The sequence below is a fragment of the Sphingomonas sp. PP-CC-3A-396 genome (assembly GCF_004343105.1).
Classification (GTDB): Bacteria; Pseudomonadota; Alphaproteobacteria; order Sphingomonadales; family Sphingomonadaceae; genus Sphingomonas.
In genome coordinates this window covers 56,012-76,265 of record NZ_SLYF01000003.1, presented here as the reverse complement: position 1 = coordinate 76,265, position 20,254 = coordinate 56,012, and the positions used below count along the sequence as shown (strand labels likewise).

Annotated in this window: 22 protein-coding genes; 10 read left to right on the top strand and 12 right to left on the bottom strand. The window is 65.8% G+C overall.

Features of this window, described 5'->3' with window-relative positions; genetic code table 11:
• The first annotated feature begins 48 nt into the window (after positions 1–48).
• The 3 genes from C8J40_RS06695 to C8J40_RS06685 are packed head-to-tail and all read left to right on the top strand — an operon-like array spanning position 49 to position 2,236.
• Positions 49–1,200, top strand: coding sequence for a bifunctional 2-C-methyl-D-erythritol 4-phosphate cytidylyltransferase/2-C-methyl-D-erythritol 2,4-cyclodiphosphate synthase (locus C8J40_RS06695; RefSeq protein ID WP_132896346.1), 1,152 nt, complete (start codon positions 49–51; stop codon positions 1,198–1,200).
• Entirely contained in the window at positions 1,197–1,721 is a 525-nt protein-coding gene (locus C8J40_RS06690; protein ID WP_132896345.1) for a hypothetical protein, read from the top strand. Before C8J40_RS06695 ends, C8J40_RS06690 begins: the two co-directional genes overlap by 4 nt.
• Positions 1,721–2,236, top strand: coding sequence for a CinA family protein (locus C8J40_RS06685; RefSeq protein WP_132896344.1), 516 nt, complete (start codon positions 1,721–1,723; stop codon positions 2,234–2,236). The genes C8J40_RS06690 and C8J40_RS06685 overlap by 1 nt, the downstream gene beginning before the upstream one ends.
• Here C8J40_RS06685 and C8J40_RS06680 read toward each other — a convergent pair.
• Positions 2,182–2,655, bottom strand: coding sequence for a type II toxin-antitoxin system RatA family toxin (locus C8J40_RS06680; RefSeq protein WP_132896343.1), 474 nt, complete (start codon positions 2,653–2,655; stop codon positions 2,182–2,184). The genes C8J40_RS06685 and C8J40_RS06680 overlap by 55 nt on opposite strands.
• A complete protein-coding gene (gene lipA, locus C8J40_RS06675; protein ID WP_132896342.1) occupies positions 2,655–3,581 on the bottom strand; it encodes a lipoyl synthase in 927 nt (308 codons plus the stop codon). The genes C8J40_RS06680 and lipA overlap by 1 nt, the downstream gene beginning before the upstream one ends.
• A gap of 174 nt (positions 3,582–3,755) precedes the next feature.
• On the opposite strand from lipA, the gene C8J40_RS06670 reads away from it, so the two are divergent.
• Positions 3,756–4,397, top strand: a complete 642-nt coding sequence (locus C8J40_RS06670; protein WP_132735238.1) for a carbonic anhydrase — start codon at positions 3,756–3,758, stop codon at positions 4,395–4,397.
• Here C8J40_RS06670 and C8J40_RS06665 read toward each other — a convergent pair.
• From C8J40_RS06665 to aspS, 3 genes are all read right to left on the bottom strand, one after another.
• The gene (locus tag C8J40_RS06665) at positions 4,383–5,159 is read right to left on the bottom strand and encodes a polyphosphate kinase (RefSeq protein ID WP_132896341.1); all 777 of its coding nucleotides are present in this window, start codon (positions 5,157–5,159) and stop codon (positions 4,383–4,385) included. The two genes, C8J40_RS06670 and C8J40_RS06665, sit on opposite strands and share 15 nt — an antisense overlap.
• Positions 5,156–6,556 (bottom strand): APC family permease, encoded by a 1,401-nt coding sequence (locus C8J40_RS06660; protein ID WP_243693237.1) that lies wholly within the window; start codon positions 6,554–6,556, stop codon positions 5,156–5,158. The genes C8J40_RS06665 and C8J40_RS06660 overlap by 4 nt, the downstream gene beginning before the upstream one ends.
• A gap of 212 nt (positions 6,557–6,768) precedes the next feature.
• On the bottom strand, positions 6,769–8,592 hold the full coding sequence (gene aspS, locus C8J40_RS06655) for an aspartate--tRNA ligase (RefSeq protein ID WP_132896340.1): 1,824 nt from the start codon (positions 8,590–8,592) through the stop codon (positions 6,769–6,771).
• 177 nt (positions 8,593–8,769) lie between these two features.
• Between aspS and rnd the strand changes: the two genes are divergently transcribed.
• Together rnd and C8J40_RS06645 are read left to right on the top strand one after the other, a co-directional pair.
• A complete protein-coding gene (gene rnd / locus C8J40_RS06650; RefSeq protein WP_132896339.1) occupies positions 8,770–9,945 on the top strand; it encodes a ribonuclease D in 1,176 nt (391 codons plus the stop codon).
• Entirely contained in the window at positions 9,942–10,238 is a 297-nt protein-coding gene (locus tag C8J40_RS06645) for an I78 family peptidase inhibitor (protein ID WP_132896338.1), read from the top strand. The genes rnd and C8J40_RS06645 overlap by 4 nt, the downstream gene beginning before the upstream one ends.
• A 32-nt stretch (positions 10,239–10,270) precedes the next feature.
• On the opposite strand, the gene C8J40_RS06640 is transcribed toward C8J40_RS06645, so the two are convergent.
• The 4 genes from C8J40_RS06640 to C8J40_RS06625 are packed head-to-tail and all read right to left on the bottom strand — an operon-like array spanning position 10,271 to position 15,861.
• On the bottom strand, positions 10,271–11,782 hold the full coding sequence (locus tag C8J40_RS06640; protein WP_132896337.1) for a Ppx/GppA family phosphatase: 1,512 nt from the start codon (positions 11,780–11,782) through the stop codon (positions 10,271–10,273).
• Positions 11,779–13,944 (bottom strand): RNA degradosome polyphosphate kinase, encoded by a 2,166-nt coding sequence (locus C8J40_RS06635; protein ID WP_056481892.1) that lies wholly within the window; start codon positions 13,942–13,944, stop codon positions 11,779–11,781. The genes C8J40_RS06640 and C8J40_RS06635 overlap by 4 nt, the downstream gene beginning before the upstream one ends.
• A 16-nt stretch (positions 13,945–13,960) precedes the next feature.
• Positions 13,961–14,605: a DnaA/Hda family protein gene (locus C8J40_RS06630; RefSeq protein WP_132896336.1), complete on the bottom strand. Its 645-nt coding sequence runs from the start codon at positions 14,603–14,605 to the stop codon at positions 13,961–13,963.
• A gap of 11 nt (positions 14,606–14,616) precedes the next feature.
• Positions 14,617–15,861 (bottom strand): heavy-metal-associated domain-containing protein, encoded by a 1,245-nt coding sequence (locus tag C8J40_RS06625; RefSeq protein ID WP_132896335.1) that lies wholly within the window; start codon positions 15,859–15,861, stop codon positions 14,617–14,619.
• Between the two features lie 64 nt (positions 15,862–15,925).
• Between C8J40_RS06625 and purM the strand changes: the two genes are divergently transcribed.
• Genes purM through C8J40_RS06605 form a run of 4 tightly spaced genes read left to right on the top strand, consistent with a single transcriptional unit; the run spans position 15,926 to position 18,573 of the window.
• Positions 15,926–17,041 carry a phosphoribosylformylglycinamidine cyclo-ligase gene (purM, locus tag C8J40_RS06620; RefSeq protein WP_132896334.1) on the top strand — a complete coding sequence of 372 codons (1,116 nt, stop codon included), beginning with the start codon at positions 15,926–15,928 and terminating at the stop codon, positions 17,039–17,041.
• Complete coding sequence (gene purN / locus C8J40_RS06615; RefSeq protein ID WP_132896333.1) at positions 17,034–17,606, top strand: phosphoribosylglycinamide formyltransferase; 573 nt, start codon at positions 17,034–17,036, stop codon at positions 17,604–17,606. The genes purM and purN overlap by 8 nt, the downstream gene beginning before the upstream one ends.
• Entirely contained in the window at positions 17,603–17,968 is a 366-nt protein-coding gene (locus C8J40_RS06610; protein WP_132896332.1) for an MmcQ/YjbR family DNA-binding protein, read from the top strand. The genes purN and C8J40_RS06610 overlap by 4 nt, the downstream gene beginning before the upstream one ends.
• Positions 17,965–18,573 (top strand): hypothetical protein, encoded by a 609-nt coding sequence (locus C8J40_RS06605; protein ID WP_121885098.1) that lies wholly within the window; start codon positions 17,965–17,967, stop codon positions 18,571–18,573. The genes C8J40_RS06610 and C8J40_RS06605 overlap by 4 nt, the downstream gene beginning before the upstream one ends.
• Before the next feature lie 96 nt (positions 18,574–18,669).
• On the opposite strand, the gene C8J40_RS06600 is transcribed toward C8J40_RS06605, so the two are convergent.
• The 3 genes from C8J40_RS06600 to C8J40_RS06590 all read right to left on the bottom strand — a co-directional run bounded on the left by C8J40_RS06600 (position 18,670) and on the right by C8J40_RS06590 (position 20,129).
• A complete protein-coding gene (locus C8J40_RS06600) occupies positions 18,670–19,188 on the bottom strand; it encodes a GNAT family N-acetyltransferase (protein ID WP_132896331.1) in 519 nt (172 codons plus the stop codon).
• On the bottom strand, positions 19,188–19,610 hold the full coding sequence (gene ndk / locus C8J40_RS06595) for a nucleoside-diphosphate kinase (RefSeq protein WP_031393391.1): 423 nt from the start codon (positions 19,608–19,610) through the stop codon (positions 19,188–19,190). The genes C8J40_RS06600 and ndk overlap by 1 nt, the downstream gene beginning before the upstream one ends.
• Before the next feature lie 72 nt (positions 19,611–19,682).
• Positions 19,683–20,129, bottom strand: coding sequence for a DNA polymerase III subunit chi (locus tag C8J40_RS06590; protein ID WP_132896330.1), 447 nt, complete (start codon positions 20,127–20,129; stop codon positions 19,683–19,685).
• Positions 20,130–20,254 lie beyond the last annotated feature (125 nt).

The following is a 20,254-nucleotide window of genomic DNA, read 5'->3' as shown; positions in this document are numbered from 1 at the left end:
TTTCTCGCAAGACTGGCGAGCGCGGGGGCGAACCGCTAGGTCGCGGGGATGACACAGGGACAGCGTATCGTCGCGATCATCGTCGCAGCCGGAACCGGTGTGCGCGCCGGGGGATCGGTTCCCAAGCAATATGCGCGGATCGGTGGGCGACCGATGATCGCCTATTCGCACGCCGCGTTCGCCGCGCATCCTTCGATTGCCGAGACGATCGTCGTCGTAGCCGAAGGGCAGCAGGCGATGGCGATCGACGCATTGGGGCGCGATGCGACGATCGTCATTGGTGGTGCGACCCGGCGCGAGTCGGTCGCGAACGGGGTCGCGGCAGTCGGCGGTGCAACGCATGTGTTGATCCACGACGCCGCCCGCCCCTTCCTGCCTGCCGCGGTTATCGATTCGCTCGTCGCCGCCTTGAAGATTAGGGACGCGGCGATTCCGGTGCTCCCGGTGACCGATACGCTCGCGCGCGGCAGTGGCCTGCTGGGTGACATCGTGCCCCGCGCGGACCTCAACCGGGTGCAAACTCCCCAGGCGTTTGCGGTGGAGACCTTGCGCGCCGCCCACGCTGTCTGGCCTGCCGACGAAGAGGCGACTGACGATGCGCAGATGGTGCGACGGCTTGGCGTCGGCGTCGCGTTGGTGCAGGGCTCGGCGATGCTCGATAAAGTCACCCATCCCGAAGATTTCGCGGCCGCCGAAGCGCGTGTCGCGTACGAAACCCGCACCGCGATGGGCTTCGACGTCCACCGGCTCGAAGTCGGCGAAGAACTTTGGCTCGGCGGCGTCCTGATCCCGCACGACAAGGGGTTGTCGGGGCATAGCGACGCCGACGTCGCGCTCCACGCGCTGACCGACGCGCTGCTCGGGACGATCGCGGCAGGCGATATCGGCACGCATTTCCCGCCAAGCGACCCACAGTGGAAGGGCGCCGACTCCGCGCAGTTCCTCCAGCACGCGGCCAAGCTGATCGCGGACAAGCGTGGCCGGATCGATTTCGTCGACCTGACGCTCATGTGCGAGGCGCCGAAGATCGGCCCGCACCGCGCGGCGATGACCGCGCGGATCGCGGACCTGTTGGGACTCACGCCGGACCGGGTCAGCGTCAAGGCGACGACGACCGAACGGCTCGGCTTTACGGGGCGCGGCGAAGGGATCGCAGCGCAGGCAGTCGCGACGGTCCGCGTACCCGGGTTGCCGCTGTGAAGATCGCCGCCGCACTCACTGCGATCGCGCTCTTGGCCAGCCCTGCACTGGCGCAACCGCGCTGCATCACTGGACCCGAAGCCGAATCGCTCACACTCGTCGCGATGCCCGACATTCTGCGTGAAACCGGTCGCGTCTGCGCGGCACAGCTTCCCGCCGCCAGCCTGATCCGGTCGCAGTCGAGCGCGCTGATCGACCGCTACCAGATCGAGTCCGACCGGGCCTGGCCCGCGGCGCGCGCCGCGATCGTCAAGCTGAGCGATCCCGCAGTCGATGCGATGCTCGATTCGGATTTCGCGCGGCCGTTGCTGACGACGCTGCTGGTGCCGCAGATCGTCGGGCGGATCGCGACGCGTGATTGCGGGACGATCGACCGGATGGTGACACTGCTCCAGCCCTTGCCACCGCGCAACACGGCGGGCATCGTCGTCGAGACGTTGCGGTACCTGAAATCCCAGAAGTCGCGCAGCGGTGATATTGCCGCGGTGGCTATGCTGCTGTGCCCGGTGGAGACTCGCTGATGGATACCATCCTTCCCGCCGAACTGGTCGATGCCGCACGTAAGGTTGTCGAGCAGAACCGCGCGATCGGCCGCCGTGTTGCGGTCGCCGAAAGCTGCACCGGCGGCCTCGTCGCGGCTGCATTGACCGAGATTCCCGGATCGTCCGACGTGTTCGAAGTCGGCTTCGTCACCTATTCGAACGAAGCCAAGCTCGGTGTGCTGAAGATCAGTTCGGACGTTCTCGAGACTTTCGGCGCGGTCTCTATCGCCGTGGCGTGGAGCATGGCGCAGGCTGCACTCAAGCAGTCCGGCGCCGACATCGCGGTCGCGATCACCGGCGTCGCGGGCCCCGGTGGCGGTTCGCTCAAGAAGCCGGTCGGCACGGTCGTGTTCGGCCGTGCGGAGAAGGGCGGCGACCCTTCCGACGTCCATGCCGATCGCAAGGACTTCGGCGATCTCGGCCGAGGCGGGATCCGGCTTCAGGCCGCGTTGTGGGCGCTCGAACTCTTGCTGCCGGATGCATCCGCACCATAGAGTTCGGCGGCGCGCGTTTCGAACGCGCCGATCATCTTTCGCAACGCGGCACCGAACACTTGGCCTGCGATCATCTCGAACATCCGGTTCTTGAACGCGAAGTCGACGGTGAAGTCGACCGCGCAGCCCTGCGGCTCGGGTCGGAAATGCCATTCGTTGCGCAGATACTTGAGCGGGCCATCGACGTAATCGACGTTGAGTTCGCTCGGCCGGACCTTCTGCACGCGCGACGTGAACGTCTCGCGCAGGCCCTTGAAGCCGACGATCATGTCGGCGAGCGTCTCGGTCTCGCTGTTCGACCGCACCCGCATCGCGCTGACCCAGGGCAGGAACTCGGCATAGCGGCCGACATCGGCTACCAGGTCGAACATCTGCTCAGGAGTATAGGGCAAATGGCGCGTTTCCGAATGCTTCGGCATCAGATGCGCACGACGCCCAGCTTGGCGTCACGGTTAGCGCGCAACCGCTCGAAGTCGTCACCCGCGTGATAGCTCGACCGGGTCAGCGGCGACGATGCAACCAGCAGGAAGCCCTTCGCGCGGGCGATCGAGGCATAGGCGTCGAACGCCTTGGGCGGCACGAACTCGGCGACCTTGGCATGGCGGGGCGTCGGTTGGAGATACTGCCCCATCGTCAGGAAATCGATGTCGGCACAGCGCATGTCGTCCATCACCTGATGGATCTCCAGACGCTCCTCGCCGAGCCCAAGCATCACGCCCGACTTGGTAAAGATCGACGGATCGTGCTTCTTGACGCTCTCCAGCAGACGCAGCGACGCGTAATAGCGCGCGCCCGGGCGAATCGTCGGATAGAGCCGCGGGACGGTCTCGAGATTGTGGTTGTAGACGTCGGGGCGCGCCTCGACGATCGACTCGATCGCGGCCTGCGCCTTGTTGCGGAAGTCGGGCGTCAGGATCTCGATCGTCGTGGTCGGGTTCGAGGCACGGATCGCCTGGATAACCTTCACGAACTGCGACGCGCCGCCATCGGGCAGATCGTCACGATCGACCGAGGTGATGACGATGTGGTTGAGCCCCATCTGCGCCGCCGCATCGGCGACGTTCTGCGGCTCCATCCGATCGACCGCGCGCGGCATGCCGGTCTTCACGTTGCAGAACGCGCACGCCCGCGTGCACGTGTCGCCGAGGATCATGACCGTCGCATGCTTCTTCGACCAGCATTCGCCGATGTTCGGGCACGCTGCCTCTTCGCATACGGTGGTGAGGCTTTTCGAGCGCATCAACTCGCGCGTCTTTGCGAAGCCAGCGGAGGTCGGCGCCTTGACGCGGATCCAGTCGGGCTTGCGCGCGCGGACCGGCGCAGCCATCGGGGTCATGTCGTTCATGCACGCCAGATAGCCCCGCCCTGCCGCTGAGACAATGGCGGCGGGCTATGTCAGCGGGTTGGAACCATCGGACGAACCGGATAAAATCATGGAACCAGTTTCAACATGACAAGTTTTTCATGTTGCATCGCAAACTGATATGGAAGGCTAACCGTGCCAACTCACTTTCCGGAAATGATCGAAGGCTATCACCGCTTCAAGGACGGCCCCTGGGAGGAGCAGCGCGAGCGCTGGAAGGAACTGCAGGACGGCCAGAGCCCCAAGGTGATGATCATCGCCTGCTCGGACAGCCGCGTCGAGCCCGCGCAGATTTTCGATACGCTGCCGGGCGAGGTGTTCGTGGTGCGTAACGTCGCCAACCTAGTCCCGCCGTTCGAGACCGGTGGTGGTTATCACGGCGTCTCCGCGGCGATCGAGTTCGCGGTTACGCAGCTGAAGGTCGAAGAGATCGTCGTGATGGGCCATGAGAAGTGCGGTGGCTGCAAGGCTGCGCTGACGCAGGCGTTTGCCGATGCCGATCACGGTGCAGGCGGCTTCGTGTCCGACTGGGTCAGTCTGCTCGACGGTGCCCGCGAGAAGGTCATCGCGAAGTACGGTGAAGGCGCCGAGGCCGGTCGCGAGATGGAACTCGAATCCGTCCGGACCTCGATCGCCAACCTTCGCACCTTCCCGTTCGTGACCGAGGCCGAAGCCGCTGGCACACTGGCCCTGCGCGGTGCCTATTTCGGCATCGACAAGGGCCAGATGCTGCTGCTCAACGAGGATGACGAGTTCATCCAAGCAGAGTCGACAGAAGCCAAGTCAGCGAAGGCCTAACGCCTTCTCCGCCACCTTCTTGACCTTCGGGTCGAGCGGTGGCGGCACCATCGATACGCCGGCTTCGAGGCGGTCCGCGATCAGCGTCAGCGCTGCGATCCGGGCCGCCTTCTTGTCGTTGCCGTCGATGACGGTCCACGGCGCGGTCGGGGTGTCGGTGCGCGCGAACATCTCGGCCATCGCCTCCAGATAGTCTTCACGGCGCGACCGGTTGTGGAAATCATCGAGCCCGGTCTTCCAGTGCTTCCACGGATCGTCGAGACGCGCCTTCAATCGCCGGTCCTGCTCCTTTTGCGTGGTATGGATGAACAGCTTGATGAGGGTCGTGCCGCTCTCGACCTGCTGTGCCTCGAACGCGTTGATCTCGTCGTAACCGTGGCGCCATTCGGTCTCGCTGGCGAACCCCTCGACACGCTCGACCAGCACGCGGCCGTACCAGCTGCGATCGAACACCGCGATGTTGCCGTTCGCGGGCAGGCGGTTCCAGAAGCGCCAGAGGAAATGATGCGCCTTCTCGTCCGCAGTCGGCGCCGAGATCGGCCAGACCTTGTAGTTGCGCGGGTCCCATTCGGCGGACAGGCGCTGGATGATGCCGCCCTTCCCTGCCGCATCCCAGCCCTCGAACATGACGATCGCGCGCGTACCGCCGACGATGTGAGCGACCTGGATATGCTCAAGCCGCTTTTGCAGCGCAGCGAGGTCGTGCTTGTACTTGCCATCGTACTCGTCGCCATCTTCGTAGTCGGCCAGGTGTATCGTCATGCATCGCGCTCCGTCGCAAGGGTCGGGATCTGAACGTTCCAAGCGCCGCGACGACGCAGGACGAACCAATAATAGGCGATCGACAGCAGGATCTGCGCAGCCGTCATGAGCAGACCGGGGCGCCCCTCCTCCAGATCGGACCAGCTCGTCCAGCAGACATAGCCTAGCGCGAGCAGCGTTACGATGGGAGCGAGCGGGTAGAACGGCATCTGGTAGGGTGCGTGGGCGGTCTTGCCGGTACGCCTGCCGACCATTGCCGCGACGCAAATGCCTGCGTAGATCGCGACGAGGCCGGTGCCGCTGAGCACGAGCAGCAACTGGAGCGGCAGGAAACACGCGACGATGCCGAACCCGCCCACCAGCAGCGTGCCGACCCAGGGCGAGCCGAACTTCGGGTGGACCTGCGTCATCCACCGGTCGAGCGGGCGGCCCCAGCTTCCGTCGCGCGCAGTGCCGTAGAAGAAGCGCGCACAGGCGAGGATGCAGGCGATCACCGCGTTGACGATCGCGACGACGACGCCGATCGAGATCCAGTTCGCCGTCGTGGTGCCGCTGCGGAGGGTGACGAGGAGGCCGAACGGGTCGTCGGCGGTAAGCGTGGCGTGGAGGTCTGGTGCACCGACGAGGGCCGCTACGATCGGGATGCCTTCGAACAGCAGAGTCAGCGCGAGCGAGGCCATGATCGCGCGCGCGATCAGCCGGGGGGCGTCGAGCATCTCTTCACCGAAGTAGACCGCCGCGCCGTAACCGTTGAGCGCGAAGATCGCGATCGAGGTGGCGAGGCCGATCGAGGCGGCGGACGCTGGGACGAGCGCGACTCCTTGCGGCATCACCGGGTTAAAGAGCAGGTCGCCGATCGGGCGGACGGTATCGGCGAACCCGAGCCAGACGACCGCGACGATCGCCAGCATTTCGACCAACAGGAAGAGCCCGGTGAGCCAGGCGTTCGCCTTGATCTGGAGGATCGCGACCAGTGTCGACCCTGCGACCACGGCGATAGCGATGGGGATCTGCGGCAGGCCGGGGACCAGCGTGCCGAGCACCGCGCTGACGCCCAGGCCTGCGACCGGGGGGAAGATCAGGTTGTTGAAGACGTTGACGCCGAGCATGACGAACCCCGCCATCGGCCCGAGCGTATGCGCGACCGCGACATACTCGCCACCTGCGACCGGCCAGGCGGAGGATAGCTCGGCGTAGACGAACGCGGTCGCGACGCAGACGAAACCGGCGATCAGCGTTGCCCAGACTGCGCCGGTGCCGGCGACCTGGAGCATGCCCGGGACGATGACGAACACCGACGATGCGGGGGTCGCGACGGAGAGGGTGAGGAACAGGACGCCCATTACGCCGAGGCTGCGGACGAGGCTTGGCGCCGGTGTCATCTGATCGTCGCGCATGCCAACCCCTTATCGTCTAGGGGTATTTGCATGGTTAAGGGGGTTGAGGAAGCGTAGGTCGTCTTTCCCCCGCCCCTTTGGGGAGAGGGAGGGGCCCGCCCGCGCATGCGGGTGGGAGGGTGAGGGGAAGTTGGGATCCGCCAACCGCCCCTCACCCTCCCGGCGCAAGCGCGCCTCCTTCCCTCTCCCCGGAGGGGCGAGGGACAGTCAGGTCACCCTGCGTTAGGCGCGACCACTTGCGTGGCGTCCTTAGGGCCATCCACCGTCAGGCGGATGTTGAGTTCCTTCAGCTGCTTGGCGCTGACCGGGCTCGGTGCACCCATCATCAGGTCCTCGGCCTTCTGGTTCATCGGAAACAGCACGACCTCGCGGATGTTCGGTTCGCCGGCGAGCAGCATCACCATCCGGTCGATCCCCGGCGCCGAGCCGCCATGCGGCGGCGCGCCGACCTTGAACGCGTTGATCATGCCCGCGAAGTTCGTGTCAACGTCGGCTTGCGTGTAGCCGGCGATCTCGAACGCCTTGTACATGATCTCCGGACGGTGGTTCCGGATCGCGCCCGACGACAGCTCGACGCCGTTGCAGACGATATCGTACTGATACGCGAGGATATCGAGCGGATCCTTGTTATCCAGCGCGTCCATCTCGCCCTGCGGCATCGAGAATGGGTTGTGGCTGAAATCGACCTTCTTCGCGTCCTCGTCATATTCGAACATCGGGAAGTCGACGATCCAGCAGAACTCGAAGCGGTTCTCGTCGATCAGGCCGAGGTCCGCGCCGATCCGCGCCCGGGCGGCGCCCGCGAGCTTCGAGGCGGGCAGTTCCTTGCCAGCCGCGAAGAAGATGCCGTCGTTCGGGCCGAGGCCCATCTCCGCGATCAGCTTCCGGGTGGCTTCCTCGCCGTGGTTCTTGGCGATCGGGCCGCCGAGTTCACCGTTCTTCTGCGTGATGTAACCCAGCCCGGCATGCCCCTCGGCGCGGGCCCAGTCGTTCATGTCCGTGAAGAATTTCCGCGACTTGTCGGCGGTGTTCGGCGCGGGGATCGCGCGGACCACGTCACCGCCAGCGACGATGCCGGCGAACAGGCCGAAGCCCGAATCGACGAAGTGATGACCGACGTCGTGGATCAGGATCGGGTTGCGCAGGTCGGGCTTGTCGCTGCCGTACTTCAACATCGATTCGCGGTAGGGGATGCGCTTGAATGGGAGCGCGGAAACCTGGCGACCCTTGCCCTGCCAGTCGGCGAACTCCTCGAACACGCCGTGCAGGACGGGCTCGATCGCATTGAACACGTCGTCCTGCGTGACGAAGCTCATCTCGAAATCGAGTTGGTAGAACTCGCCCGGCGAACGGTCGGCGCGCGCGTCCTCGTCGCGGAAGCAGGGTGCGATCTGGAAATAGCGGTCGAAGCCCGCGACCATCAGCAGCTGCTTGAACATCTGCGGCGCCTGCGGAAGCGCGTAAAACTTGCCCGGATGGACGCGGCTCGGCACTAGGTAATCGCGCGCACCTTCGGGCGACGATGCGGTCAGGATCGGCGTCTGGAATTCGGTGAACCCTTGCGAATTCATCCGATTGCGGAGTGACGTGATCACCTGGCTGCGGAGCATGATGTTCGCGTGAAGACGCTCGCGACGCAGATCGAGATAGCGATAGCGGAGACGGATATCCTCGGGATACTCCGCCTCGCCCGCGACCGGCATCGGCAGTTCTCCGGCCATCGACTGGACCGTCGCGGCGGTCGCGCGGATCTCGATCCCGCCGGTCGGCAGGTTCGGGTTGACGGCTTCCGGCGCACGTGCGGTCACCTTGCCGGTAATCGTGACGACGCTTTCACTCTTCAGACCCTCGATGACCTTGAAGACCGGGCCCGACACGTCAGTGACGATCTGCGTGATACCGTAGTGATCGCGCAGATCGATGAAGACGAGGTCGCCGTGATCGCGCTTCTTGTGGACCCACCCGGAGACGCGAACCTCTTCGCCGACCTGTTCGGGGCGGAGGGCGGCGCAGTTGTGGGTGCGATAGGCGTGCATGTCTCTGTCTCTCATACGTCGTCCCAGCATCTCGTGCGGCAAGGATGCGCCCTGCGACGGGAGATCCCAGCTTTCGCTGGGATGACGGGAATTGGATGGCTCGCGCTTCACCTTCCCTACCCGCCTTTGTCAACCCGCCCCTTTGTCAACGAGAGGGAGCCTCGCTATGGACGAGCGATGCATATCCACCCGCTTATCTCCGACAGTGCCACGCTCGCCAATCTGTGCGCGCGCATGGCCGACGCCGACTATGTGTGCGTCGACACCGAATTCATGCGCGAGAGCACCTATTACCCGGAGCTCTGCCTGATCCAGATCGCCGACGACAAGGAGGCGGCCGCAATCGATCCGATGGCGCCCGGCATCGACCTGAAGCCGCTGCTCGACCTGCTCGTCGAGAATCACGACGTGCTGAAGGTCGTCCACGCCGGCGGGCAGGACATCGAGATCGTCTACAACCTGACCGGCAAGACGCCCTTCCCGCTGTTCGACACGCAGGTCGCGGCGATGGCGCTCGGCCAAGGCGAGCAGATCGGTTATTCGAACCTGGTCGACAGCTGGCTCGGCATCGCGGTCGACAAGGGCGCGCGGTTCACCGACTGGGCGCGCCGGCCGCTCGACGCGCGGCAGATCGAATATGCGATCGGCGACGTCACGCATCTTTCGAAGATTTTTCCGAAAATGCTGGAGCGGTTGCGCAAGACCGGGCGTGGCGTGTGGCTGGATCAGGAGATGGAGCGGCTCGGCGATACCGCGAATTATGCGAACGATCCTGATCTGGCGTGGAAACGCGTGCGGATTTCCGGGCGCAAGCCTGACGTGCTGGGGCGGCTTAAGGCGCTGGCTCGCTGGCGTGAGCTTGAGGCGCAGGCAAAGGATTTGCCACGCGGGCGGATCGTCAAGGACGAGACGCTGGGCGATATGGCGGGGCATCCGCCCAAGAAGCAGGCGGACTTGGCGCGGGTGCGTGGATTGTCGGCGACCTGGGCGGGCAACGACATCGGTGGCCGCTTGATGGCGGCGATAGAGGGCTCGCAGCCGCTCGGCGACGATGAAATGCCGCCACGTGACGATCGCAAGCCGGGGCTAGGCAAGGAAGGTTCGCTGGTCGCGGACCTGCTCAAGCTGCTGCTGAAGATCCGCTCTCGAGACATTGATGTCGCGTCGAAACTGCTCGCCCGCACCGACGAGCTCGAGGCTCTGGCGGCGGGTGTTCGGACCGGGCTGCCGATGCTCGAAGGCTGGCGGTTCGATCAGTTCGGCCGCGACGCGCTCGATTTGGTCGAGGGGCGGCTGGCGTTTGCGGTGATCGGCGGAAAGCTGAAGATGACGCGTACGGAGGATGCCGCATGAGGTTCGTTCTGGTTGCGGCGTTACTCGCCTCGGCGGCGTGTACGCCGGTCGAGATGCGTGGCGAGACGCCTGCCGCTGCTCGGGTGGCTGCGGCGTGCAATGCAGACTCGCTCGGCGATCTGGTCGGCAAGCGGGCGAGCGATGCTCGGGCCGACGTCATGCAGAAGCGGTCGGGTGCGCGCACGCTCCGCTGGATCGCGCCGAACACGGCCGTGACGATGGATTTCCGCGCCGATCGCCTGAACGTCTATGTCGATGCGAAGGGTCGGATCGAACGCTTCACATGCGCATGATGACTTAGCTCCTCCCCGGCATGCGGGGGGAACTAAGCAATAGCGAGTGAGGGTTTGCGGCCCAACGCAGTCGCCAGAGCGGTATGGCGACGCTCGACCGCCTCGCCGTACAGGCCGCTATCGTCCGGACGCAGTGTCAACGTTAGCGATACGCCATCGTCCGCGAGTTGCGAGCGCTTCAATGGCCCGGCTAGGCCGCCGCTCATCCTCTGGCCTAGTCGCATCGCCATGCCCCAGGCCGTAGCGCTCTTCAGCGCGGCCGGGGTCGCCAGCCGCCCTACAAGGTCTGCCGCCGCCAGATCACCGCCGAGGCTCGTGTAGAGCGCCTGCGCCAGCATCCCCCGACCCGGCGCATCGATCGCGACCCAGTTGCCGTGCAACGCGACCTCGACGCCGCGTTCGGCACGGAACTCGGGGTTGGCGCGCCAGCCGACGTCCGCAAGTAGGCATGCGGTGTGGCGAATACGGGCCATTGCGGGTGGCTCGGTAGTGAACAGCGGTGCGATCCAGCGGTCGAGGAGATCGCCGTGTTCGGGGAAGCGACCGAGTAGGCGGCCCTCTTCGCGTGCGGCGACGATCAGTGGATCGAGCGCGCGGTCGGCGGGCTTCAGGTCTTCGTAGAGCAAGCCTTCGCGCAGGCCATAGGCGGATACGATCGTCGTCCGGCTGCCGAGCTGTCGCATCAGTACGCCCAGCAACGCCGCGGCGTCGGCGAGCGTTGCCGTGCGGCCCGAGGACAGCCCTGGGATAGCCTTCAGGCGGGGCTTGGACAGTTGCGGGATCGTCCGGCTCAGCCGGGTGATCGTCGCTGCTGTCATCGAATATTGGTGGATGATCGGCAGCGGATAGTCCGACAGTTCCATGTCGAGCCGTGCCAGCGCCCGCCACGATCCGCCGACCAGATACAGCGGAAGCCCCTGCCCCTTCGCGGTCCAGCCGGCTTCGCGCACCAGACGTGCCACGTAGCGGGCGAGCACCTTGCCGCGCTTCGCCCGGATCGGGCCGATGCGGAGGACGCCGAGCGGGAACGAGACGCGGTCCTCGATCTTGCCGCGGCGGACGCGGACGAGTTCGAGACTGCCGCCGCCTAGATCGCCGACGATGCCGTCCGCTTCGGGGATAGCGGACAGCACACCGTAGCCGGCCGCGCTGGCTTCCTGCTCGCCCGACAGTGTCTCGACGGTCAAGCCAAGTTGTTCAGCCGCGGCAATGAGTTCGCCGCCGTTCTTCGCATCGCGTACCGCAGCGGTCGCGACCGTGCGGAGCGTCGAGCATTCCATTTCCTTCGCCACCGCCGCGAACCGCGCCAGCGCGACGCGTGCGGTCTTCAACGCGGACTTCTCGATCGCGCCGGTAGCGGCGAGCCCACGCCCGAGCCCCGCCAACACCTTCTCATTGAAACGGATCGCGGGGAGCCGCGGCGGCCCCTGGTAGACCACCAGACGGATCGAGTTCGAGCCGATATCGATGATTCCGGTACGCGGGTGATCGTCGGTCTCCGCCTTGGGGGGCGAATTGCCAAACAGGACGCTGGTAACGCTCATCGTTTTCGGCGGAGCGACAGCGTTGGCACGGCATTGCTGGTTGCGAGCGAGGCGCCGCGGCCGGAGAGCGAAGGATTCGTCATGAAATACCGATGCAGGTTGAACGGGCGGTCGCCGGGATCGACGCGGCTATATTCGCCGTCGGGGCCTAGCTCCCAACTCTGTTCGTTGTCGATCAGGTTCGCGACCATGACCTGATCGAGGATCTGGTCGTGGACGGTCGGGTTGAGGATCGGCAGCATATATTCGACGCGGCGATCGAAGTTGCGCGGCATCCAGTCGGCCGACGAGATGAACAGCTTGGCACCATCGTTGGGGAGCGCCTTGCCGTTGCCGAACGCCCAGATGCGGCTGTGCTCGAGGAACCGGCCGATCACCGACTTCACGCGGATCGTTTCGGACAACCCAGGCACGCCGGGGCGCAGGCAGCAGATGCCGCGGATGATGAGGTCGATCTCCACCCCTGCCCCGCTCGCCTCGTACAGCTTCTCGATCACCGCGGGGTCGACCAGCGAGTTCATCTTCGCCCAGACGCCCGCGGGCTTGCCGGCGCGCGCGTTGGCGATCTCGACGTCGATCAGGTTCATCAGGTTCTGGCGGAGGTCACGCGGGCTTAGGCTGACACGCGCCATGTCGGTCGGTTCGACATACCCGGTGATGTAGTTGAACATCTGCGCCGCATCGCGCCCGACCGCGGCGTCGGCGGTGAAGAAGCTGAGGTCGGTGTAGATCTTGGCGGTGACCGGGTGATAATTGCCCGTGCCGAAATGGCAGTAGGTGCGGAACGCCTGGCCTTCGCGGCGGACCACGAGCGAGACCTTGGCGTGCGTCTTCCAGTCGATGAAGCCGTAGACGACCTGCACGCCCGCGCGCTCCAGCGCGGAGGCCCAGACCATGTTCTGCTCTTCGTCGAATCGTGCCTTCAGTTCGACGACCGCGGTGACGGACTTGCCCGCCTCGGCCGCGGTGATCAGTGCGTTGATGACCGCAGGCTGCTTGCCGGCGCGGTAGAGCGTCTGCTTGATCGCGACGACATCGGGGTCGTTCGCCGCCTGCTTCAGGAAGGCGAGCACCACTTCGAACGTCTCGTACGGGTGGTGGACCACGATGTCCTTGGCCTTGATCGCCGCAAAGCAGTCGCCGCCGAATTCGCGAATTCGCTCGGGGAAACGCGGCGTGAACGGCGGGAACTTCAAGTCGGGACGATCCTCATCGACCAGCCCGTCGAGGTCGACGATCCCGAGCAGATTGCCGCTCTCGGTGATGATCGCGTCGGCGCCGCCGAGTTCGTCCTTGAGGACCGCGGCGAGGACGTCGGGGATACCGGTTTCGAGTTCGAGACGGATCACGCGGCCGCGGCGGCGACGCTTGATCGCGTTGGCGAAGTAGCGGACGAGATCCTCGGCCTCCTCCTCGATCTCCATGTCGCTGTCGCGCAGGACGCGGAAGCTGGCGGCGGCGAGGACTTCGTAGCCGGGGAACAAGACCGGCGCGAACCGCTTCAGGATCGATTCGATCGAGATGTAGCGCGCGGGCTCGCCGGGTAGGCGGACGAAGCGCGTCATCGTGTGCGGAAGCATGACCAGTTCGCGGACCGGTTCGTTGTCCGAACGGCGGACAAGGTCGAAGATCACCGACAGGCCGCGGTTCGGGATGAACGGGAACGGGTGCGCGGGGTCAAGCGCCTGCGGGGTCAGGATCGGGAAGATCTGATCGCGGAAATGCGTTTCGAGCCACTCGTCGGCCTCGCCCTCAACGGCTTCCCGGCGCAGGACGAACAGCCCGGCTTCGTCGAGCAGCACGCGCAGGTCGCCCCATACTGCCTGTTGGCTCGCCATCAGTTCGTCGGCCTCGCGGACGATCGCGGTCAGCTGCTGGCCGGCGGTCAGCCCGTCTGCGGAGCGCCGATCGACGTCCTGCGTCTGCTGCCCCTTCAAGCCGGCGACGCGGACCATGAAGAACTCGTCGAGATTCGAGCCCGAGATCGACAGGAAGCGGAGTCGCTCCAGCAACGGATGCGCAGGGTTGCACGCCTCCTCCAGCACGCGCCGGTTAAACGCCAGCCAGGAGAGCTCGCGGTTGAAAAACCGGTCGTTCGGCTCTGCGCCGATGGGATCGTCGTCGTCTTCCGATTGGCGGACGATATGGGCTGGACGGTTCATCGGGCCTCTTGGGGGCTTATGGTGGCGTGAAGAGCGGGAGGTCGAGAGCGAGTTGCGGCCGGAGGATCAGCCCGGCCTCGGTGAGTGTGGTTCGTGCAAGATTAATCGACAAGCGCTTGCGACGTTCCATCGCCTCCTGATCGAGCGCATCGACGGTTCGCGTTACGGTAATATGACTGCGCTCGATTCTGGTCGCGAGCCAGTCGATCAGATCGGGCCGTGCATCGAGGCTGCGGCGCTCGAACAAATGCGCCAGCAACAGCCGCATGAGCTCGTCGTCGGGCGCGCCGATCGCCGCGATCGGGCTGACGGCGAGGCGCGAACGCAGGTCGGGAAGCTTCACCTTCCATTCGGGCGGCGCCGCGTCGGCAACCATCAGCAACGGCCTGTGCTCCTCCTGCGCGCGGTTCCAGGCGTGGAACAGCTGTGCTTCGGGCACGCGTTCGGCGTCGTCGATGATCGTCCCGCCGCTCTTCGCCGCGAAAATCCGCGCGAGCAGGCTGCGGCCCGATTTGCGCGGGCCGGTGAGAATGGCAGTCATGACGGGCCAGGTGGCCGTATGCTCCAGCGTGTGGACGGCTCGCGAGTTGGAGGGGGTAACCAGGAAGGCGTCGTCGCGAGGGTCCGCCGGCCACCCGAGTGGCAGCGCAATTTGAGTCATCTTGGTCGCGCTCACCCTGTCGTCGCATTGTCCGCGGGCAAGTCCGGCGGAAGAAGTTGGGCGACCCGGCGGATGCGGATCGTCTGGCCGGAGCCGAATACCTGATAGCCTCGGGCTTCGAGCGCGGTCTTCAGCGCCGCGGGGTCGCCGTCGTACGCGACGCGCATCAGTGAGACGCCGCCGAGCGCAAGGCTGGTGGTAGCCGCCGAGCGGACGCCGGGGATCGCGCGGAGTGCGGCTTCGGTCGAGGATACCGCCGTGGCTGCAGGCGTATCGAACTGGACGATGACCGATATGCCCTCGCCGCCGGTCAGCGCGGCGGTATTGGCGTCCGCAGTCTCGTCGGTCGGCAGGTCGTCTATCGTTGCGGCTTCGGGCGGCGGTGGGGGCGAGAGGCTGTAGTCGACGCGGAGCGAACCGTTGCGGCGGGCCTGCTGGTACAGGTCGTCGATCCGCTTCACGCCGGTGTCGAGCAATTGCGCGATGCCGTCGGGCGTCCCGACTCGCAGCGTGAAGCTGCCGATCAGGTCGTTGTCTGGACCGTGGCGCGCTTCGAACACGCCGATCACCGGGCCGCCGGGCCATTGGCGATAAAGCTTCACGACCGGGGTGAGCACGTCGCTCGCGCCATATTGGTCGAGGATCGTCCGCCACCAGCCGCGCCCGGGGCGCTGCGTCTGGCCGACGTTGAGCAGAAGCGCGTCGGGGCCGGAGCCGGACGGGCGGACATAGTCGATGCTGCTGTTGCCAGTGCGATAGCGCGCCCAGGCCTGCTGCCACTGCGTGCTCTGCTCGAACGCCTGGCCGACGCCGCCCGAATATTGGATCGGGATCGTCAGCATCGGTTGAGAGCGATCGGCGTAGGTCGAGATGCCGAGGATCGAGCCGGCGCGACCGCGATCGAACAGCACGCCGAGCTTGGCGATGTAGCGCTGCGGGCCGATCTGTTCGTTCTCGACGACGATGCCGGAGACGAGCGAATCGAGCGTGGCATCGGAGACGAGACCGCCACCGCCACCGAGCCGGTTCGACAATTGAACCCAAGCCTTACGCTGGGCGAGCCGCCAGCCGCCGTAGCGCGCGGCGTCGGCGGTCTTGCCGGCGACGTCGACCGTGACGCCACTCACCTCGTACGCGCTGCCGCTGTCGACCGGGGCTGCGCCTCGGCTGCCGCCTTCGATCTGCGCGAGCACGGCTCCACCGCTCAGCAGGAGAGCGGCGCCAGCAAGCGCGGTGGGAAGGGTACGGATACGCATCAAGCGGGCCTTTTGGCGAAGCAGACGTGGAAATCCAAGCGCGATGTGGCTAGCAGCACCGATCATGACCGATACGCCAGACTCCGCCGCTCCCGCTTCGGGCCCTTACACCTACGCTCAGGCGGGCGTTTCGATCGCCGCGGGCAACGCGCTGGTGCGGGCGATCGCCCCGCTCGCGCGCTCGACGCGTAGGCCGGGGGCGGATGCCGATCTCGGCGGGTTCGGCGGGATGTTCGACCTCAAGGCGGCGGGTTTCGTCGATCCGTTGCTGGTCGCGGCGAACGACGGCGTCGGCACCAAGTTGAAGCTGGCGATCGAGTGGGACCGGCATGAGGGCGTCGGCGTCGACCTCGTAGCGATGTGCGTCAACGACTTGATCGTGCAGGGTGCCGAGCCGCTGTTTTTCCTCGATTATTATGCGAGCGGGAAGCTTGATGCCGCCGTTGCAGAGCGCGTCGTCGCCTCGATCGCGGAAGGGTGCAAGACCGCCGGCTGCGCCCTGATCGGGGGCGAGACGGCCGAGATGCCGGGCATGTATGCGGACGGCGATTACGACCTGGCGGGCTTCTGCGTTGGGGCGGTCGAGCGGACCAACGTGCTGACCGGGCGAGAGATCGCGGCGGGCGACGTGATGCTCGGGCTGGCGTCTTCGGGCGTGCATTCGAACGGGTTTTCGCTGGTCCGGCGGCTTGCCACCGATCGCGGGTGGAAGCTCGATCGCCCTGCGTTGTTCGATCAGGACAAGTTGCTGATCGATCATCTGATGGCGCCGACTCGCATCTACGTCGCCAGCCTGCTGCCGTTGCTGCGCGAGCGGCGGATCAAGGGGCTGGCGCATATCACCGGTGGTGGCCTGCTCGAGAACATCCCGCGCGTGCTGCCCGACGGCGTGCATGCCGTGGTCGATGCGGATGCGTGGGAGCAGTCGCGGTTGATGGCGTTCCTGCAGGCTCAGGGCGCGATCGAGCCGGAGGAGATGGCGCGGACGTTCAACTGCGGGATCGGCATGGTCGTGATCGTGAGCGCGGATGAGGCCGAGGCGGTGACAGCGGCGCTTCAGGCGGCGGACGAAACGGTGTTCACGATCGGGCGGATCGAGACCGGGGCGCATGGCTGCACGGTCCGTGGGTCTGCCGGCACGTGGAGCGCACGCGAGGACTGGACCGCGACGCATGGCTGACAAGACGCGAGTCGGCGTGCTGATCTCCGGGCGCGGATCGAACATGATGGCGCTGGTCGGCGCGTCGCGCGCGGCGGAGTGTCCGTATGAGATCGCGCTGGTCGCTTCCGACAAGCCGGACGCGGCCGGGCTCGACTGGGCTCAGGTCGAGGGTGTGGCAACGTTCGCGCTCTCGCCTAAGGGTTTGGGCAAGCCGGCATACGAGGCAGCGATCGATGCGGCGTTGCGCGAGGCTGGTGTCGAGGTCGTTGCGCTCGCCGGCTATATGCGGTTGCTGTCGGACGGGTTCGTCGCGGCGTGGCGCGACCGGATCGTCAACATCCACCCGTCGCTGCTGCCCAGGTACAAGGGGCTCGACACGCATGCGCGGGCGATCGCGGCGGGGGATGTGGTTGGCGGGTGTTCGGTGCATGTCGTGACCGAGGAACTCGATGGCGGCGCGGTGCTGGGGCAGGCCGAGGTGCCGATCCTTGCCGGCGACGATGCGGACGCGCTTGCGGATCGCGTGCTGGCGGCGGAACATGCTTTGTATCCGAAGACTTTGGCGGAGTTCGTGACGCGATGACCGATCTGTCCCCCCTCGACCGCGTTCGTGCGGCGGCGCTTGCCTTGCCCGAGACCGAGGAGAAGGTGTCGCACGGCCAGCCGACCTTTTTCGTGGCCGACAGGCAGTTCGTGCAGTTCCGGGCGGATCATCACGGCGATGGGCTGACCATGGTGTGCGTGAAGACGAGCGGCACCGATGAACAGGCGACGCTGATCGAGGCGGACCCGGCAATGTATTCGCGACCGGCCTATCTCGGTGCGACCGGCTGGGTCGGAATGAATGTCGCCGGCGATCCGGACTGGGCGCTGGTCGAGGACCGGATCGCGCGGAGTTGGGAACTCGCCGCCCCTGCCCGTTTGCTGGAGGCTGGAGGGCGATGAGCACCGAGACTCCGACCGAACGGCGCGAGGCTGCGGCGACGCGGCGGCGTTGGGTGACGCTGGCCGAAGTCGTCGCGGTTGCGGGTGTGCTGATCGCGGCGCTGACGCTGTGGACCAACTGGTCGGATCATCGTGCGAACGAGGCGGACAAGCTCGCGGCGCAGTCGAGTGCGGCGCGCGAGCGAACGAAGATCGATCTGTCGGCGATCGTGCAGGATGGCGGCAACACGCTGTTGCTGAAGGATGCGCGGCATGACCTTCAGGACGTGACGATCACCTTCCCGCGTGCGCTGGGCGTCTCGCCGCAGCGGCCGCCGGCGGAGCCGGTCATCGACAAATCGTGGTTCTCTAAGCCGCTTCTGAAGTTGACCGATGGCGGCGCGGACAACCGAGCAGGCCGATTGCCAGTTTTGGTTAGCGTCCAATATTTCGATGGCGACACGACCCGTTCGGCGAGCGGCATTTATGAAGTGATCTGGAAGACCGAAGCCGGCTTGCCCTTGATGGGTCGGTCACTGAAGCTCGAGGGCTTGCGCGTTCGCCAGCGCGGCGGTGATCAGGCGAAGCTTGATGCGATCTGGGCGAAAGAGAAGCCGGCGGCTTAGTAGCACCCTACCGCATGTTTCCCCGCGAAGGCGGGGATCCAGACTGGGCTCCCGCCTTCGCGGGAGAACATGGAGGCGGGAGTGCGTTTGCCCGACTCACAACGCTCGTGCGTAGACCGGGTCGTCGTGAAGGGTGGTGCCGACCGTGAACTGGCGGGCGCCGATTACCTTGAAACCCTGGCGTTCGTAGAAGGCTCGGGCGCGGGTGTTCTGGTCCCAGACGCCTAGCAGGACTCGGGTCCGGCCGGCCGCGGTGGCGTCTTCCAGGGCGCGGGCCATCAGGGCGGCGCCCAGGCCCGTGCCTTGCGCCTGTTTCAGCAGATAGATGCGGCGGAGTTCTATATCCGCGGGCCCGGGTTCGGTCGGGAAATCGGCCGCCGTGAGCACGGTGTAACCAATCGGCGCGTGGCCGGGCTCGTATTCGGCGAGCGTCACGATCGTGGCGGGATCGCTCAGCCACGTCTCGAACGCGGCGATGCTGTTCTTGGCCGTGCAGTGGGCGACAATGTCGGCCCCCGTTAGCACGGTCGCATAGGTGTCGAGGAACGTGGCGGATGCGACGAGCGATAGCGCGGGCGCATCGCCCGGCTCAGCCCGTCGCAGCCGCCAGGTCATCAGCCGACGATTTCTTCGGGCTTGAAGAAATAGGCGATCTCGATCTCGGCGTTCTCGTCCGAATCCGAACCGTGTACCGAGTTCGCTTCGATCGACTCGGCGAGTTCCTTGCGGATCGTGCCGGGCTCTGCGTTGGCGGGGTTGGTGGCGCCCATGATGTCGCGGTTGCGCTGCATCGCGTTCTCGCCTTCGAGAACCTGGACGACGACCGGGCCGGAGATCATGAACGAGACGAGCTCGCCGAAGAACGGACGCTCCTTGTGGACCGCGTAGAAGCCTTCGGCCTGCTCGCGGGTCATCTGGATGCGCTTCGAAGCGACGACGCGCAGGCCGGCTTCCTCGAGCATCTTGGTGACCGCACCGGTCAGGTTGCGGCGGGTTGCGTCGGGCTTGATGATCGAAAAGGTACGGTTCGCGGCCATGATGGTCACGGGCTCCTGTGTTGACGGTAATCGGATGCGCGGCGCTTAGGCGGGGGACGCGGCTAAAGCAACCTATGCGGCTTGTTCCCAGCGGCCGGAGTCGTTCTGTTTCCAGTAGCGGCGTTCGACGTCGTCGCGGTCGGCGAGTCCCTTCCAGGCGAGGCGCGCTTCGCGGATCGCTTCGTCGTCGAAGATGTGGAAGGCGCGGTCAAAGGTTAGGATAAGGTCACGCCAACGGCCGTCTACCACCGCGACGTTGCGGGCAGCGTTGGCGGGGGCGGTTTCCTGGATATCTTGAGCGATTAGAATGGGTTGGGCGGTGTCGTCGTTGCTGCCGGCCTGGGCGTGGGGGAGGAAGCTTTCGGGAGCGAAGGACCAGAGCAGGCGGTCGAGCGCGACGCGTTGTTCTTCAGGTTCGGCTACGATGAGGAGGCGGCCGCCGGTTTGGACGACGCGCTCGGCGATCCGCGGGAGGACGCGGTCGAGGGGGCTGGTTAGGTGGTAGAAATCAACCTGCATAGTTTCCATCCCCCTGCCCGACCCGCGCCGTCATCCTGACGAAAGTCAGGATCCAGAGTTATTGAGCGCATCGCGTGGTATCCTGGGTCCTGACTTTCGTCAGGATGACGGGGGAGTGCGAGTCC